Below are 14,795 nucleotides of genomic sequence, written 5' to 3' on the forward strand. Positions count from 1 at the left end.
GTGCCGTCGAGCTGGCCGGTGAGCTGTCCGCCGCGCCGGGCGCGAACGGCCGGCCGATCCACGAGTGGCTGGAACTGCGCCCGTTCCTGCACATGGCACCCACTGTCACGGAATGCGAGATGCACTGAACGGGTCGCTGATCGCCCGCCGCGGAGCCGGCCTTGCGGCGGCCGGCCACGCCGCAGCCAGCCCTCCCTTGTGAGACGGGCGCTAGGCTGCTCGCCATGTTCCCACCAGCGAAGATCGTCACTGGCTCACTGGAGCTTCGCGAGTTCGGACCACAGGACGAGACCCCGATCGCGGCATTCCTGGCGGCCGGCGACCGCACGGCCCTGCCGCCGGTCTGCCCCGCAACCGCCGCCGAGCTGCCCGGGTGGCTGGCTGAGACGGTGCACCGGCATCGCCTTGACGGCGGAGGCGTGCACCTGGTGATGCTGGAGAGCTCCACCGGCGAGATCGTCGGCAGCATCGGGCTGCGGGACACCGACTGGGAAGCCGGCAGTTGCGAGATCGGCTACATGGTCCGGGCCGATCGGCGCGGTCGCGGCTATGCGACCGAGGCGGCCCGTGCGGTCGGCTGCTGGGCGCTCACCGAAGGCGGGATGCGACGGGTCCAGCTGCATGCCCGCACCGGCAACGTCGCGTCCTTGCGAGCCGCCGAGAAGGCCGGATTCCAGCACGAGGGCACGCTGCGGATGGCCGAATGGGAAGACGAAGCGGCACACGACCTGGCCGTGCTCTCGATGATCGTGACAGATCTCGAGGCAGCCGGAACCGCTCGCTGACACCGAGGGCGTTCACGAGTCCGTGCCGGGGATGTCCCACGCGTCCAGGTAGAGCCGGAATCCCTCCGCCTCCGGCCGGAAACCGGCGGAGAGGTAGAGCCGATGCGCGCCGTCCTCGGCATGGCGCTTGTGCGACAGGAGCTGGACTTTCAAACATGACGCGGCTCGGGCATCGGCGAGCGCGTGCCGCAGGAGCATGGCTGCCACCCCACGGCGCCGGTGGGCGTACCTGACCACCACCGCCTCAAGAAACGCTGACGGCCGGCAGTCATAGGTCAGATGTGGCATGACGAGCAGGGTGGCCGTGCCGACGGGCTGCCCGTTCTGCTCGGCCAGGTAGACGGTCATGGCCGGCGTCGCCATCATCTGCGCCCATGCGGTGGTCTGACGCTCGGTCCGCACCGCCGGTTCGCCACCGGTTGCCGGCGGTGCGGTGACCCGGCCCTCGGCAAGCACCTCCGAGACCGCGTCAAGGTCGGCCGGCGTCGCCCGGCGTACCACGTATCCGTCGTCAGCATCGGTCATGACGCTCATGCTCGCTGATCCTGACAGCGACCGGCGCATCGGCCGGGCGGTCCCACTTCCCGCACCGGCCACCCGGCTTCACCGCGGCCAGGCCTCCCGGCGCCGAGGGTGACGTGGTGCCGGACCGCCGGTGCAGCCGGTCAGCGTGCCGTCGCTCAGCTCCGCGAGGGCGGTCCGAGATAGCGATTGCCGGTGGTCGAGCTTCCCGCGGTGGTGGTGGCTACCACGGTGACCGTGTCGGTAAGGCCGCTCGTCAGGCCGGCGATCGTGCACGTCGTGGGTCCGCTGCTGGTGCAGCTCTGTCCGCCGGGCGAGGTGGTGGCGGTGTAGCCGGTCAGGGTGCCGTCGCCAGGTCCGAGGGGGCGGTCCAGGACACGGTGATCTGCTGGTCCCCGGCGGTGATGGTGACACCGGTCGGGGGCTGCGGGGCGGCCGGCGGTGAGCTGGCCGGGGTTATCGGGACCGCCACCGGGGTCGACCGGTCCGCGGTTCCGCCGTCGCCCAGCTGACTGGTCTCGTTGAGGCCCCAGCAGTAGGTGTTGGTGTCGCTGCCCAGCGCGCACGTGTGGTGCCAGCCGGCAATGAGCCGGGTGAAACTCGCCCCGGCCGGGGTGGTCATCGCCGCCGGGGTCGACCGGTTCGCGGTGTCGCCGTTGCCCAGCTGCCCGTAGTGGCCGTAGCCCCAGCAGTAGGTCTTGTCGTCGCTGCCCAGCCCGCATGTGTGGTTGCTCCCGGCGGCGAGCTGGGTGAAGCTCACCCCCGCCGGGGTGGTCACCGCCACCAGGCCCGACCGGTTCGCGGTTGCGCCGTTGCCCAGCTGACTGGTCTCGTTGAGGCCCCAGCAGTAGGTGTTGGTGTCGCTGCCCAGCCCGCACGTGTGGAAGCCGCCGGCGGCGACCTGGGTCAGGCTCACCCCGGCCGGGGTGCTCACGGCTACGGGGGCCGACCGGTTCGTGTTCGCGTCGCGTGTGGCGGTCGCCGGCGATGAGCTGGGTGAGGCTCACCCCCGCCGGGGTGGTCACCGCTGCCGGGGCCGACCGGTTCGCGGTGTCACCGTTGCCCAGCTGACCGTAGTCGCCCATGCCCCAGCAGTAGGCCCGGCTGTCGATGCCCAGCCCGCACGTGTGGCCTTGCCCGGCGGTGAGCTGGGTGAAGCTCACGCCGGCCGGGGCGGTCACCGCCACCGGGCTCGAGCGGTACACGGTGCTGCCGTTACCCAACTGGCCCTCGGCGCCCCGGCCCCAGCAGTAGGTCTTGGCGTCGCTGCCCAGCCCACACGTGTGGCCGGACCCGGCAGTGAGCTGCACGATCTGGATGCCCGCCGAGTGAGCCGCGGCAGGCCCGGAGGTCACCGCCGCCAGCATCACCGCCGCTCCGGCGATCGACACGATCCTTCTCAGCACACAACCCGCCATCGCAGCCCCGCAGACACTTGATCGTTCTCCGTCGAAGTCCCACCCGTTCAGGTGATTATCAGGCGGAAGGTGGTACACCAGGAGAAAGTTGCCCAAAGCCGCCCGCTGTGGGGGTCGCGGTAGTACGGGCGGAGGCTCGGGAGACCTGGCGCCGGTTTCATAAGGATGGCTGGGCTGCGGCTGGACTTCGCCTCGCTCCTGCCTCCCTTATGAAAGAGGCGCTGGCCCTGTGCTTCAACCTTGAGTGGCTTCGGGAAGGTGTATTGGTGTGACTTCGGTTCTCGGTTCTCCCTTGTTGGGGGAGTTGTTCACTGCTGCGATGAGGCGAGGGCTGCAGCCTGACGAGTGGAGCTGCTGGCGGAACCCACTATCGAACGCGTTCGGCATCCAGAAGATCGGATGATTCCGTGAGGACAGCTACGAACTCATCCGCCAGAATTTTGGCGACGACGACCTTCGCCTGGTCCTCGGGTGAGGGTTTGTCTTCCTGCCGCACGAGGGTGAGGACTAGTTCGTCGCCGTTCAGGTAGGCGAAGCAGGTCACGTCGTCAGTGGTCGGGCCCCAGTCCATCAGCCGGAATTGCCACGGGAAGTCCGACTCGCCCATCTCGGCGTAGAGCAGGCGGCAGACTTCCTCCGGCGAGTGCCCGGGGAAAGGAGAGAGCTTGATGTCACGGCGGCGCACTTGCTCCGCCTCGCGCCGCATGTAAAGGGTGAAGGAGGGGACGTAGGCCGTGTTGTCGGAGGTGGTCAGCCAGGTGCCGCCGGCCCATAGGTCGACGGTGCGCAAATCGCCGGTGGCCAGGGCGGGTGGCGGTGGCCAGACCTCGCCTACCTCTACAGCCAATCTGGCTCGGTCACCGAATCGTCGCGTCATAGGATCGCCAAAATAGCAGCTCACGCGTACGAGGGTCTGGCCTCGCCCACTGAGCCGGGGGGACCACCGCTCGCTCGCATGCGGGGCCGACCCCTCGCCATCGATCTTACGCCCGCCCCTGGGAACAACCGGCACCACTCGACCGGCTGAGGTTGAAGAACAGGCTAGCCGTGGGTGGCGTGTTCGTGCCCGGCGTGGCCGGCCGGTTCCAGCTGGAAGGTGGAGTGTTCGACGTCGAAGTGCCCGGCCAGGCATGCCTGCAGGGCGTCGAGCAGTTGCGGCGCGTGGCCGTCGTGGAAGCAGGAGTCGTCGACCACGACGTGCGCGGTGAGTACCGGCAGGCCGGAAGTGACGGTGTAGACGTGCAGATCGTGCACGCCGGACACGTGGTCGAGCCCGGTGATGTGCCGCCGCACGTTCTCCAGGTCGACGTCCTCCGGGGCGGCCTCGAGCAGGATGTTGACTGCCTCACGCAGCAGCCGGATCGCGCGCGGGGCGATGATCAGGCCGATCAGGATCGACACGATGGCGTCGGCGCGGGTGAAGCCGGTCAGGGCGATCACCGCGGCGGCGGCCAGGACGCCCACCGAGGTGACGGCGTCGGTGGCGACCTCCAGGAACGCGCCGCGCATGTTGAGGCTCGCGGTCCTCGCCCGGTAGAGCAGCGCCACCCCGATCAGGTTGCCGGCCAGGCCGATGGCACCGAACAGCGCCATCCCGCCGGCGTCGACCTGGGCGGGTTCGAACAGCCGCCGGATACCTTCGACGAAGACGTAGACACCCATGCCGGCGAGGAGGAGACCGTTGACCGCGGCGGCCAGGATCTCCGCGCGGGCCCAGCCGAAGGTGCGGCGGCCGGAGGCGGGGCGCGCGGCCAGCAGGGTGGCGCCCAGGGCGAGTGCCACGCCGCCGGCGTCGGCGAGTACGTGCCCGGCGTCGGCCAGCAGGGCGAGACTGCCGGTGACCAGCGCGCCGATCACCTCGATCACGAAGATGACGACCGAGATCGACAGTGCGCCGACGAGGGCGCCGCGGTGCCGGCCGGTCGCGGTCGCCGGGCCGTGGTCGTGACTGTGTCCGTGCCCCATCAGGTGTTCTCTCTTCGACGGCCGGTCCCATGCATATATGCGCATGCTAGCATGTGTTGCGGATGGTCGGGCCCCACCCCACCCCGCTCTAAGCGTCCTCGCGAGTGATCCAGGCCTGATTCGCGGGGTCCCCGCCGACCCATCGGAGCATGTCGTCGGCGAGACGGCGCAGCCGGTGCGGGTCGAACTCGTCGTCCGCGGCGCCGAACGCGCGGTGGACGATCGCGAGCACCCGCCACGGCAGCCCGGTCCCGGAGCGGCGGACCAACCCGAGCTCGCCCGCCTCACCGATCGCCCACACGGTGCCCGGAGCCTGGGCGGCAACCACCTCACCGATGTACGCCGTGACGAGCTCGACCGTCACCCGGTACCACGGATCACGGGGCGCGGCGGCCGCGTCGGTCCCGCCGCCGAGCACGCCGTAGTACGACATTGCGAGCGACGGCGCCACCCCGGCGAACTCGGCCCGCAGTAGGTCCCGCGAATCGCGCCGCCACGCCCAGAGCTCGTCGAGCGACTCCCGCGACCCGTCCAGGCGCAGGCCGGTCAGATCGCGGAGCCGGCCGGTGAGCGGCAGGGTGCTGGTGTGCCACGCGGTCAGGGTGGCATCCTCGCCGACGCTGAGCCGCGGGTCGCCCGCCGACCGGCCGGAGCCGCCCGCCCGATCAGTGCGGGTCGTCGTATCCCTCGTCGGCGCGTTCGCGGCGCAGGTGGGCCTCGGCGCGGCGGGCCTGGTCGCCCGGCTCGGCGGCCAGACCCTGATACATGGCCTGCACCTGCTCGTACGGGCGGCCGGGCGGGAGCAACGGGATCGCCGGATCGACAGTCGTCTCGATCAGCACCGGCCGGTCAGCGGCGAGTGCGGTGTCCCACGCCCGCGCCATGTCGCCGGGTTCCGTGACCCGCAGTCCGCGCAGACCGAGCAGTTCGGCGTACCGGGCGTACGGCACGCCGGGCAGCTCCTGCGAGGTCACGAACCGTGGCTCGCCCTCCGCCTCGCGTTGCTCCCAGCTCACCTCGGCGAGATCACGGTTGTCGAGCACGCAGATCACGAAACGCGGGTCGGCCCAGTCACGCCAGCGCGCGGCCACCGTGACGAGCTCCGCCAGCCCGGTCATCTGCATCGCCCCGTCGCCGGTGAGCACGACGACCGGACGCTGCGGGGAGGCGAGTTTCGCGGCCAGACCGTACGGCAGCCCGCACCCCATGGAGGCGAGCGTGCTGGACAGGTGTGCCGGAACGCCGGCCGGCAGGCGCAGGTGCCGGGCGTACCAGTAGACGACCGAACCGACGTCCACGGCGACCTGCGCGTCGGCGGGCAACCGGTCGGACAGGGACCGCACGACGTGCTGCGGGTTGAGCGGTTCGGCCGCTGCGGCGGCGCGGGCCTCCGCGATGCCGTGCCAGCGTCGCACCGACTCCTTCACCTGTGCGGTCCAGGCGGTGCGGGGCCGGGCCGGTACGTGTTCCAGCAGCTCCCGCAGCGTTTCGGCGGCGTCACCGAGCAGCGGCACCTCGACCGGATACCGTACGCCCAGGCGCCGGCCGTCGATGTCGATCTGCACGGCCCGTGCCTGGCCGGGTTTCGGGTAGAACTCCGTCCACGGGTCGTTCGTGCCGACCAGCAGCAGCGTGTCGCAGCCGCGCATCAGCTCCTCACTCGCCGTGGTGCCGAGATGTCCCATGACACCGGTGTGCCGCGGCAGTCTCTCGTCGAGGACCGGCTTGCCGAGCAGCGACGCGGTGATGCCCGCCCCGAGGCGTTCGGCGAGGTCGAGAATCTCCTGCCGGGCTCCGTAGGAGCCCTGCCCGACCATGATCGCGACCCGTTCGCCGGAGGCGAGAACCCCGGCTGCTTCGCGCAGGTCCTCCGGCCGTGGCACCAGCCGCGCCGGACGCAGCCCGGGACTGGTCACCAGCACCCCGTGCTCCTGGGCCTCCGGATCGGGGGCCGGCGCCGACTGCACGTCGTGCGGCAGGATCACGCAGGTGGGACTGCGCGTCGCCAGGGCGGTCCGGAAAGCGCGGTCCAGCAGCATCGGCACCTGCTCGGGGGAGTGCGCCACCTGCACGAACTGGGCGCACACGTCGGCGAACAGCCGTACCAGATCGATCTCCTGCTGGTAGGCGCTGCCCAGCACGGTGGACTTCTGCTGGCCGACGATCGCGACCACCGGCTGGGAGTCCAGCTTCGCGTCGTACAGACCGTTGAGCAGATGGACGGCGCCCGGGCCCTGGGTCGCCAGGCAGACACCGGGCCCGCCGGTGTACTTGGCGTGCCCCACCGCCATGAACGCCGCCGCCTCCTCGTGGCGGGCCTGCACGAACGCCGGCTTCCCGGACCGGCGCAGCGCACCCATCACGCCGTCGATGCCGTCACCGGAATACCCGAAGACCCGCTCGGTACCCCAGGCGAGCATCCGTTCCACCACCAGGTCCGATACCGTTCGCTCGGCCATCGTGTCCCTCCCTCGTCGGTCGAGCCGTCACTACCCGGCGCCCTGGCGCTCAACCACCGTCGGCGGACCGGCCGGCGCGCGCCAGCGGAGTCCCGTCGAGGGCGTGGCGGAAGGCGACCAGCGAGTCGAAGACCTGCAGGACACCGGCCTCGTGCAGCTCACCGACCGAGAACCCGCCGGTACGGACCCCGATGACCGGCACGTCGAGCTTCGCCGCCGCCTGGGCGTCGTAGACCGAGTCGCCGACCATGACTCCGCCCGTACCGCCGACCTTGCCGAGGGCCGCCGCCACGAGGTCCGGCTCCGGTTTGGTGTTGGCCACGTCGTCCGAGGTGGTCCAGGCGTCGGCGAGGGACCGGGCGCCGATCAGGTCGAGGAACGTCTCGACGTGCTCGCGTTTGCCGGAGCTGGCCAGGACCAGGCGGAATCCCCGGTCCTTGACCTCGGCCAGCAGCTCGTACGCGCCTTCGAAGGGCTGCACCTCCCCGATGAGCTGGTCGAACTCCCGCGCCCATGCCTCGCGGAGTTCGTCGCCGTGTTGCTCCTCGACGTCGCGGCCGCCGACCTCGGGCACGAAATTGTCCCCGCCCATGCCGATACCGCGGTGGATGCGCCACATCGGCCGGGTGATGCCGAAGCGGCGGAAGGCACGGGACCAGGCCAGGGCGTGGTGGTAGTTGGTGTCGACGAGTGTGCCGTCGACATCGAAGATCGCGGTGTCTGCCATGATCTCTCACTGCCCGCCGCGGCGCCTGTCATACCTTTACGTCCTCCCGTCGCCGCCGCCCGATGCGGCAGGGGGCGGCGGCGACGGGGTGGTCACCGCAGCCGGGGATGGGCGGCGAAGAAGTCCCACAGCAGGTCGGTGGCAACGATCGGCGCGTCCGGCAGGGCCAGCTCCCCGGACTTCGCCCCCGGCCACGCGTGGCCCATGCCGGTGACCACGTACACCTCGACGTCCGAGCCGTCGGCGCAGCGTGTGCGGGACCGCTCGACCCCGTCCGTGACGGGCGGTGGCACCGGCAGCGGTCGGCAGCGGAGCCGTTCGCGCCACTTCTTCAGGCCGGCGTCGAAGATGTCGTAGTACTTGTCCGCCCCGCCGACGATGCTCAGCACCGACACCGGCTTCGCCGGGACGAAGCCGGCCGCCTCGGTCTTCGGCCCGCCGTACCCGCCGCTCACCACCCCGACGGCGGCGAACACACCGGTCGCCTCGATCGCGGCGCGGAAACTCATGTCGCCGCCGTTGGAGATGCCGGTGGCGTAGACCCGATCGGCGTCGACCCGCCAGCCGGCGATCAGCCGGCCGGTCAGCGCCTTGAGGAAGGCGACGTCGTCCTCGGCGCCGCAGCAGATCAGCGCGTTGAAACCGCCGGCGATCCCGTCCGGGTAGGCGACCAGGAAGCCGTGCTCGTCGGCCTTGGCGTCCATCTCGATCATGGCGCGCAGGCGTTCCCCGGAACCGGGATAGAAGTGCAGGGCGACCACCAGCGGGACCGGCCTGTCACCGGTGTAGCCGGGCGGGGCGTGCAACAGGAAGGCGCGTTGCTTGCCGCCGACGTCGACGGTCAGCCGGTGGTCGCCCGCGGCGGGCCGCTGTGCCGCCGACGGGGCCGGTGCCGCCGGCGGTTCACTTGTGCAGGCGGCCAGCATCAGACCGCAAACCGATACCAGGATCATGAGCGTACGCCGCAAAGGTCTTCTCCTGTCTCCACCGACCGCGACGTGTGCAGCCTCGGCCCGCTGCCGCCGCCGGTCAACGGTTTCGGCGAGCGCCGAAACCCATGGCAAGCTGGGCGGATGTTGCGCCTGTGGCTGGAATACGCGGACCTGACGCGGGTCCGGTTCACCGACCGGCTGCACCCGGCCAGCACCGTGCTGCTGGCCAGCCAGGCTCTGCGCCGGCCGCCGCTGGCCGCTGCCCTGCCGGTGCTGGCACGCCGGGTGGCGGAGTCCGGTGCGGCGTTGCGGCCGTTGCACCATCTGATCGCGGCGCAGGGTCCCGCGCCGGACTTCGTGACCCCGTGGGACGGCGTGGCGTCGATCGAGGACGGGCTGGCGGTGATCCGCTCGACGCCGGTCCGCAAGGTGCGGGCACAGGTGTCGGCGGCCTACACCGGTGCCCCGGCGAGCACGGCGCGGCGCCGGTTCGCCGACGCCGACTCCGGGGTGCTGGACGCGCTGGTCACCGCCATGCGGGCGTACTTCCATCAGGTGCTGGAGCCGGACTGGGCGGCGTTGACCCGTAACCATCGGCAGGCTGTCGGCGAGGCCGCGGCCCGCTTCGCCCGCGCCGGCGCGGAGGGTCTGCTCTCCGGTCTGCATCCGGGGATCCGGTGGCGCAGCCCGGTGCTGGAGGTGGATTCCTGGCGGGACGGTGACGTGCGGCTCGGCGGGAACGGCCTTTTCCTGCTGCCGTCACCGTTCGCCGGGCCGCGGCCCCGGGTGCTGATCCGGGCGGATCAGCCCGCCCTGGTGGTCTATCCGGTCGAGGCACCGGCGGGACTGGACGGCGGGCCGGCGGCTGATCCGCTGGCCGGCCTGTTCGGCCGGACCAGGAGCGCGGTGCTGACGCAGGTCGCCCGGCCCGGGCGGCACACCACCTCGTCGATCGCCCGGCACGCCGGGATCAGTGTCTCGTCGTCGTCCGAGCACCTGTCCGCGTTGCGGGCCGCCGGGCTGGTGTCCAGCCGCCGCGACGGCGGCGCGATCCTGCACCGGGCCACGGCTCTCGGCCAAAGCCTGACATCGTCCTGATTCCATGTCGCCGGCTGCGAAGCAGGGAACCAGGTTCCCAAATCGGGGTGTACGGGTAATACTGCCCACGCAATGTTTGTACCTGATGACGGGGGATCTGAAATGTCGGTAAGTATCGTGGAGTTTCGTGGCGAGCAACTGCCGACGAAGCACGAGGCGCCGGTGTCGGGCAGCGACCGCAGCGCCGAGGCGATGCGCCGGCTGCGCCACCCGTTCGACCTCGATCCCGGCAACGCCCCCGTGACCCGTCGCTGAGCGGGAGCGGACGGCCCGGGCCCGCACACGCCGGCCGGCCGTCAGCGGGGATGGGGTGCCAGCCGCACCCAGACGTGCTTACCGTCGCGGTGCAACCGGACGCCCCAGTCCTGGGCGAACTCCTCGACGAAGGTGAGCCCCCGTCCACCGATCGACCTCTCGTCGGCGTGCCGCCGGTGGGGGACCGTCGTGGAACGGTCAGCGACGGCGACACTGACGCCGCCGTCCCCGGCATGCAGCCGCAGGGACAGGCAGCCGCCGCCGTGGCGGACGGCGTTCGTGACGAGTTCACTGACGATCAGCGTCACCCCGTACAGCCATTCCTCGTCGCGGAAATCCCAGTCGATCAGCACCGACCGGACCGCACCGCGCGCGGCCGACGCGGCGCCGTTTCCGTCCGGCAGTTCGACCTCAGCGCTCAGTTCGCTCACTACTCGACTTTCCCGTTTCCCATGACGGTGACCTCATACCCTGACACAGAGGTGCCAACCCGGCGAACCGGAACGACACGCGACCATGATCTGGCTGATCGAGGTATCGACGTTTGATCATGTCAAGAACGGATTTCCTGATGTCGTTGCACTGCAGCAACGAAATCCGTCAGGAGGGCCCCATGGTGACCCGTTCTCCGTGACGAAGCGCGACGACGGCGCGGGCGTGCAGCGGCTGATCATCGCGGGCGAACTCGACGAGGACACCGGCGACGGTTGCGCCGAGCTGATCGCGAACGCCGCCGGACGGCACGACGTGTCCGAGGTCGTGGTGGACCTGCGGCGAGTGACTTTCGTTGCCGCCGCCGGTGTTCGCGCCCTGCTGCGCGGTCGCGACGCCAGCCTGCGGATGGGCCGGGAGTTCCGGGTCGTCAACGCGACCGGCATCGTCTATCAGGTGCTCAGAATCAGTGGGGTCCACAAAGCCCTGGCCGTCACCTCCGGACCGGACGTCCCCACTGTCTGAGGTGAAACGGTGGCCGGGCGTCGGCGCTGCGGGTCACCGGGCCTGCCTGTCCGCGTCGGCGTCGCGTCTGGCCTGCGCCGCCTCGTCGTGATGCCGCCGCGCGTGTTCCTGATGCTCGGCCGCGTGAGCCGGATCGGTGACAGCCGCTCGACGGCTCGCACGTTCGGCGAGATCGTGGGCCCGGGCGGCGTCGAGGTGCGTGCCCGCGGACCGTTCCCGGCTCTCATCCGCGAGGTCGGGGGCCCGCGCGACGGTCTGCGGGGTCGACAGCGCCGCGGCCTCGCCCGAGCTGGTGAAGGCGCGGCGTGCGCTGTCGATCTCTTCCCCTCGCTCGCGTGCTTCGGCGGCGCGGCGTGCCGCCCGCTCACCGCGGTGGTGAGATTGCTCCACCAGCTCGTCCCATGTCCGGTTGTCAGGCTCCACGCCGGCGGCTTCCTCCGGTGAAGGCAGGCGGCCGGATCAGCTCCGGTCCTGCGGCGCCAGCATCGGGGTCAGTCCCGTGACGGCGGCGATTCTGCGGACGAGGGGATTCAAGCCGGCGGCGGTCACGGCGACGCCCCGGGCCTGCGCGGCCTCGTACACGGCGAGCAGCACCCGCACGCCTGCCGCGTCCATCAGCGGTACCTCGGCGAGCTGCAGGGTGACCTGCCGGCCGGCGGGCTGACGGCAGATCAGGTCCAGCAGGGCGGTCCGTAGCCGCCCGGCGTTGTCGCGGTCCACCTCGCCGCGGACAGCCACGTCGATCCGCCCGGCGGACGAGACCGTGGTGGTGATGTCGAACGCGTCCGGTTCCTGGCTGCCCGAGCCCGGCCGGCGCGGTACACGATCGGTGAGCAGTCCTTCCCGCAGCCAGGCCAGCACCCGCGACAGGATGCGGGAGACCTGCATCTGCGAGGTGCTGAGCTCCGCCGCGATGTCCGCCTGGGTACGGCCCCCGTAGAAGGTCGAGATCACGACGTACCGGTCCCGTTCGGGAAGGGCGGCGATCAGGTCGTTGACCGTCAGGCGGTCGGCGACCTGCTCCAGCGCCGCATCCGGCTCACCGAACAGGTCGCCGAGCTGCGCGTCACCTTCACCGATCGGCATGTCGAGCGACAGGGAGCGGTAGCCGGCCGCGGTGAGCCGTGCCTTGTCGAGGTCGCCGAGGGTGATGTCTGCGCGGTGCGCTGTCTCGGCGTCGGTCGGCCGGCGGCCGAGTTCCCCGGTCAGGTCCCCCTCGTGCCGGCTCACGGCCATCGACAGTTCCTGCATGGGGCGGGGAACGTGCACCGCCCAGCTCCGGTCGCGCAGGTGCCGCTTCAGTTCGCCGACGATGGTGTGGACGGCGTACGCGGTGAAGGACCCCCGCTCCGGCGCGTAGCGGTTGACGACCTTCACCAGGCCCAGGCGGGCCACCTGTTCCAGATCGGCGAGCGGCTCGGAGCCGTTGCGGTAGCGGCGGGCCAGCCGGTCCGCCATGGGGAGTGCCGTACGGATCATCTCGTCACGTAACCGGTGCGCCCGTACGCCGTCCGCGTCTTTCAAGGCGTACGCGTAGCGCTCGGCGACCTCGTCGAGGTTCTCCAGCGCATCGTCCGGCGCCTGAGTGCCGCCGGGCGTCGCGGCCCGCTGCTTCAACGGCATGCCGTCTCCTTAGTCCCGACCCCTGGCAGACCAATGCCCTCGGCGGACCGGGCAAAACGACATCGACCGATCAGGCCCCGCGAGGTCAGCGGCCGGTCAGGCGACCATCAGCCCGGGTGAGGTGCGGTGCCGGGCGAGGTGCCGCACCGCCTCGTCGACGGAGACGGGCTCCGGCCGCCGGCGCGTCACCGCGGCCTGCCGCATGAAGTCGGAAGCGTGCCCGAGCGGCGCCGGGAACATCGGATAGCGGCCGGCCAGAAGGTTGTCCACGCCGCCGGTATGACGGGCGAAGGCGGCGATCGACCGCCAGTGCGCGAGGGAGGCGAGCCGGTCGTGTGATGTTCCGGGCGGTTCCGGCAGCACACTGATCCGGTCGTACGGGCGGCTGCCGGCCAGCCACAGTTCGGTGGCGTCGGCGGCGGTACGCGTCGGCGCCTCACACCAGTACGGCACCACGCCGGCGTCGAGTGCCTGCCACGGGTCGATCATGCGGCCGCTGCTCACCACGGCGTGCGATCCGCCGTCGCGCCGCACCAGCCGGGTCCGGTACAGGTCGGCGACCGCGGCGCTGAACACCTGCGGGTCGTTGTAGAGCAGCCGGTGCCCGGCCGACCCGTTCTCGGCGGCGATCTTCCGTAGCTGCGGTTCGAGTGCGGGTTCGACGCTGGTCTCGGCGTATTGGAGGGGCAGGTCGGCTGCCGGGTCGGTCCAGTCGCCGGCGCCGATCCGGTGCAGCAGACGAAGGAACGCGAAATCGTCGTTGCGATGGCCGGCGGGGCTCCAGCCGCTGGTCGTGGACCCGATCTGGAAGCTGTAGCCCGGCGGTCCATCCAGCACGGGCCAGGTCCGCAGGTCACGGACCAGGACACAGGCGCCGCCCGTGGTGAGGCGGGAGCCCAGAAAATTGCGGTACGCCTCGGGCAGCGTGCGCCAGCGCACCTGCAGTGACACCGTGGTGCCGCACAGACTGCCGCGCAGCACGGGATCGTGCACCTGTCGTACGGTGACCCCGGGGTTGCCGGTGATGATCTGCTGTGCCAGCCGGGTGCCCCAGGCCATGGCCGACACCCAGTTGCCGGGCGACCCGCCGGGCCACGGGGTGGTGATGGTGAACGAGGCCGGCAGCCAGGCGGCGCCGCACGCCACGGCCAGGTGTACGGCCGCGCCGTGCGGCGATCCGAGGACCACCCCGGGGTAGGAATCGGACGCATGGTGGCCGACGATCCACCGGGCGACCGCCTCGGCGTCGACGTGCTCGATCTGGGCGACCGGCAGAGCGTCGTCGACGGTGTCCGCGGCCAGTGCCGCGCGGCGCAGCGGTTCGGGAAGCTCGCCGTGCCGGCCCGGTATCGGTACCCGGGTGAGGAAGCCGCGCCGGCGACGGTCGGGAGGTACCGACATGGCCAGCAGAGCATGGCCGACGCTGTCGGGGCACATCACCCGCCCGGCGCCGGGCGCGGCCGTCCGGGCCGGGTCCACGTTCGGATTCATCACCGCGGCCCCCGCCGTGTTCAGTGCCGGGTCGCGGTCCGGCGCGTGAGCAGCAGACCCAGTGCGAGCATCCCGAGGCCGAGACCGAGGTGCAGCCAGTCGTCGGCCCCGTTCAGGGGCACGAAGTTGGCGGCGCTGTCCTCGCCGACGATCAGGCCGTACACCCACAGCACCAGATAGATCGCGCCACCACCGATCAGGAAGGCGCGGGCACCGGAGGCGGTACGGGCCATGGCCAGGCCGGCGGCACCGAACAGCAGGTGGACGATGTTGTGCAGGATCGACACCTGGAAGATGCCGAGCAGGTGAGCCTCGGATTGGTGGCCGGCGAACGTCATGTCGCCGTAGTCGGTGGTGAGGCCGGGGATGAACCCCGCCACCCCGACGAGCAGGAAGGTGGCGGAGACGACCAGGGCGGCGGTACGAACGGGGCTGCGTGCCGTATCGACGGCGTTGCCGTGCGTGCTCATGGTGAGGTCCTTTCTGGAGAGCGCACGGCTTCCCACCGTGACCGGTCGTAAACGGGTGAGGTCCGATCGCCTTCCCTCCCGGGACGTCCACGG

18 protein-coding genes and 1 pseudogene are annotated in these 14,795 nt (G+C 71.2%); 5 read left to right on the top strand and 14 right to left on the bottom strand.

The window, feature by feature from the left end:
- Positions 1 to 224 precede the first annotated feature (224 nt).
- Positions 225 to 785 (top strand): GNAT family protein, encoded by a 561-nt coding sequence (locus AB0G04_RS17990; RefSeq protein WP_360983363.1) that lies wholly within the window; start codon positions 225 to 227, stop codon positions 783 to 785.
- Positions 786 to 797: 12 nt separating this feature from the next.
- Here the strand turns inward: AB0G04_RS17990 and AB0G04_RS17995 are convergent, their stop codons facing one another.
- Positions 798 to 1,310, bottom strand: coding sequence for a GNAT family N-acetyltransferase (locus AB0G04_RS17995; protein ID WP_360983365.1), 513 nt, complete (start codon positions 1,308 to 1,310; stop codon positions 798 to 800).
- Positions 1,311 to 1,502: 192 nt separating this feature from the next.
- On the opposite strand from AB0G04_RS17995, the gene AB0G04_RS18000 reads away from it, so the two are divergent.
- Positions 1,503 to 1,640 carry a hypothetical protein gene (locus AB0G04_RS18000; protein WP_360983368.1) on the top strand — a complete coding sequence of 46 codons (138 nt, stop codon included), beginning with the start codon at positions 1,503 to 1,505 and terminating at the stop codon, positions 1,638 to 1,640.
- A gap of 4 nt (positions 1,641 to 1,644) precedes the next feature.
- On the opposite strand, the gene AB0G04_RS18005 is transcribed toward AB0G04_RS18000, so the two are convergent.
- The 8 genes and pseudogenes from AB0G04_RS18005 to AB0G04_RS18040 all read right to left on the bottom strand — a co-directional run bounded on the left by AB0G04_RS18005 (position 1,645) and on the right by AB0G04_RS18040 (position 8,829).
- Entirely contained in the window at positions 1,645 to 2,223 is a 579-nt protein-coding gene (locus AB0G04_RS18005; RefSeq protein ID WP_360983370.1) for a hypothetical protein, read from the bottom strand.
- Positions 2,224 to 2,287: 64 nt separating this feature from the next.
- Positions 2,288 to 2,725, bottom strand: a pseudogene (locus AB0G04_RS18010) (hypothetical protein); the annotation flags it as partial.
- 367 nt (positions 2,726 to 3,092) lie between these two features.
- Entirely contained in the window at positions 3,093 to 3,572 is a 480-nt protein-coding gene (locus AB0G04_RS18015; protein ID WP_360983372.1) for a hypothetical protein, read from the bottom strand.
- Positions 3,573 to 3,766: 194 nt separating this feature from the next.
- Positions 3,767 to 4,690: a cation diffusion facilitator family transporter gene (locus tag AB0G04_RS18020; RefSeq protein ID WP_360983374.1), complete on the bottom strand. Its 924-nt coding sequence runs from the start codon at positions 4,688 to 4,690 to the stop codon at positions 3,767 to 3,769.
- Between the two features lie 88 nt (positions 4,691 to 4,778).
- Positions 4,779 to 5,123, bottom strand: a complete 345-nt coding sequence (locus AB0G04_RS18025) for a hypothetical protein (protein ID WP_360983376.1) — start codon at positions 5,121 to 5,123, stop codon at positions 4,779 to 4,781.
- A 232-nt stretch (positions 5,124 to 5,355) separates the two neighbouring features.
- On the bottom strand, positions 5,356 to 7,149 hold the full coding sequence (locus tag AB0G04_RS18030) for a thiamine pyrophosphate-requiring protein (RefSeq protein ID WP_360983378.1): 1,794 nt from the start codon (positions 7,147 to 7,149) through the stop codon (positions 5,356 to 5,358).
- 49 nt (positions 7,150 to 7,198) lie between these two features.
- On the bottom strand, positions 7,199 to 7,876 hold the full coding sequence (locus AB0G04_RS18035; protein WP_360983380.1) for an HAD family hydrolase: 678 nt from the start codon (positions 7,874 to 7,876) through the stop codon (positions 7,199 to 7,201).
- A 92-nt stretch (positions 7,877 to 7,968) separates the two neighbouring features.
- Positions 7,969 to 8,829: a PHB depolymerase family esterase gene (locus AB0G04_RS18040; RefSeq protein ID WP_360983382.1), complete on the bottom strand. Its 861-nt coding sequence runs from the start codon at positions 8,827 to 8,829 to the stop codon at positions 7,969 to 7,971.
- A 120-nt stretch (positions 8,830 to 8,949) separates the two neighbouring features.
- On the opposite strand from AB0G04_RS18040, the gene AB0G04_RS18045 reads away from it, so the two are divergent.
- A complete protein-coding gene (locus AB0G04_RS18045) occupies positions 8,950 to 9,906 on the top strand; it encodes a helix-turn-helix transcriptional regulator (protein WP_360983384.1) in 957 nt (318 codons plus the stop codon).
- 102 nt (positions 9,907 to 10,008) lie between these two features.
- Positions 10,009 to 10,161: a hypothetical protein gene (locus tag AB0G04_RS18050; RefSeq protein ID WP_360983386.1), complete on the top strand. Its 153-nt coding sequence runs from the start codon at positions 10,009 to 10,011 to the stop codon at positions 10,159 to 10,161.
- Between the two features lie 41 nt (positions 10,162 to 10,202).
- On the opposite strand, the gene AB0G04_RS18055 is transcribed toward AB0G04_RS18050, so the two are convergent.
- Entirely contained in the window at positions 10,203 to 10,592 is a 390-nt protein-coding gene (locus tag AB0G04_RS18055; protein WP_360983388.1) for an ATP-binding protein, read from the bottom strand.
- 85 nt (positions 10,593 to 10,677) lie between these two features.
- Here AB0G04_RS18055 and AB0G04_RS18060 point away from each other — a divergent pair, with 85 nt between their 5' ends.
- The gene (locus tag AB0G04_RS18060) at positions 10,678 to 11,118 is read left to right on the top strand and encodes an STAS domain-containing protein (protein WP_360983390.1); all 441 of its coding nucleotides are present in this window, start codon (positions 10,678 to 10,680) and stop codon (positions 11,116 to 11,118) included.
- A 33-nt stretch (positions 11,119 to 11,151) separates the two neighbouring features.
- On the opposite strand, the gene AB0G04_RS18065 is transcribed toward AB0G04_RS18060, so the two are convergent.
- The 4 genes from AB0G04_RS18065 to AB0G04_RS18080 all read right to left on the bottom strand — a co-directional run bounded on the left by AB0G04_RS18065 (position 11,152) and on the right by AB0G04_RS18080 (position 14,702).
- Positions 11,152 to 11,541 (bottom strand): hypothetical protein, encoded by a 390-nt coding sequence (locus tag AB0G04_RS18065; RefSeq protein ID WP_360983392.1) that lies wholly within the window; start codon positions 11,539 to 11,541, stop codon positions 11,152 to 11,154.
- 36 nt (positions 11,542 to 11,577) lie between these two features.
- Entirely contained in the window at positions 11,578 to 12,741 is a 1,164-nt protein-coding gene (locus AB0G04_RS18070; RefSeq protein ID WP_360983394.1) for a sigma-70 family RNA polymerase sigma factor, read from the bottom strand.
- 96 nt (positions 12,742 to 12,837) lie between these two features.
- Positions 12,838 to 14,232 carry a hypothetical protein gene (locus AB0G04_RS18075; protein WP_360983396.1) on the bottom strand — a complete coding sequence of 465 codons (1,395 nt, stop codon included), beginning with the start codon at positions 14,230 to 14,232 and terminating at the stop codon, positions 12,838 to 12,840.
- A 20-nt stretch (positions 14,233 to 14,252) separates the two neighbouring features.
- Positions 14,253 to 14,702, bottom strand: a complete 450-nt coding sequence (locus AB0G04_RS18080) for a DUF4383 domain-containing protein (RefSeq protein ID WP_360983398.1) — start codon at positions 14,700 to 14,702, stop codon at positions 14,253 to 14,255.
- Between the last annotated feature and the right edge of the window lie 93 nt (positions 14,703 to 14,795).

The organism is Actinoplanes sp. NPDC023801 (assembly GCF_040639655.1).
In the GTDB taxonomy this organism is placed as follows: domain Bacteria; phylum Actinomycetota; class Actinomycetes; order Mycobacteriales; family Micromonosporaceae; genus Actinoplanes.

What these genes read in the sequence shown, in the direction of transcription:
- AB0G04_RS18060 (WP_360983390.1), top strand. Translation starts at nt 10,678, where the DNA reads ATGATCTGGCTGATCGAGGTATCGACGTTTGATCATGTCAAGAACGGA.
- AB0G04_RS18045 (WP_360983384.1), top strand. Translation starts at nt 8,950, where the DNA reads ATGTTGCGCCTGTGGCTGGAATACGCGGACCTGACGCGGGTCCGGTTC.
- AB0G04_RS18035 (WP_360983380.1), bottom strand. Translation starts at nt 7,876, where the DNA reads ATGGCAGACACCGCGATCTTCGATGTCGACGGCACACTCGTCGACACC.
- AB0G04_RS17995 (WP_360983365.1), bottom strand. Translation starts at nt 1,310, where the DNA reads ATGACCGATGCTGACGACGGATACGTGGTACGCCGGGCGACGCCGGCC.
- AB0G04_RS18030 (WP_360983378.1), bottom strand. Translation starts at nt 7,149, where the DNA reads ATGGCCGAGCGAACGGTATCGGACCTGGTGGTGGAACGGATGCTCGCC.
- AB0G04_RS18020 (WP_360983374.1), bottom strand. Translation starts at nt 4,690, where the DNA reads ATGGGGCACGGACACAGTCACGACCACGGCCCGGCGACCGCGACCGGC.
- AB0G04_RS17990 (WP_360983363.1), top strand. Translation starts at nt 225, where the DNA reads ATGTTCCCACCAGCGAAGATCGTCACTGGCTCACTGGAGCTTCGCGAG.
- AB0G04_RS18025 (WP_360983376.1), bottom strand. Translation starts at nt 5,123, where the DNA reads ATGTCGTACTACGGCGTGCTCGGCGGCGGGACCGACGCGGCCGCCGCG.
- AB0G04_RS18070 (WP_360983394.1), bottom strand. Translation starts at nt 12,741, where the DNA reads ATGCCGTTGAAGCAGCGGGCCGCGACGCCCGGCGGCACTCAGGCGCCG.
- AB0G04_RS18040 (WP_360983382.1), bottom strand. Translation starts at nt 8,829, where the DNA reads ATGATCCTGGTATCGGTTTGCGGTCTGATGCTGGCCGCCTGCACAAGT.
- AB0G04_RS18075 (WP_360983396.1), bottom strand. Translation starts at nt 14,232, where the DNA reads ATGAATCCGAACGTGGACCCGGCCCGGACGGCCGCGCCCGGCGCCGGG.
- AB0G04_RS18080 (WP_360983398.1), bottom strand. Translation starts at nt 14,702, where the DNA reads ATGAGCACGCACGGCAACGCCGTCGATACGGCACGCAGCCCCGTTCGT.
- AB0G04_RS18050 (WP_360983386.1), top strand. Translation starts at nt 10,009, where the DNA reads ATGTCGGTAAGTATCGTGGAGTTTCGTGGCGAGCAACTGCCGACGAAG.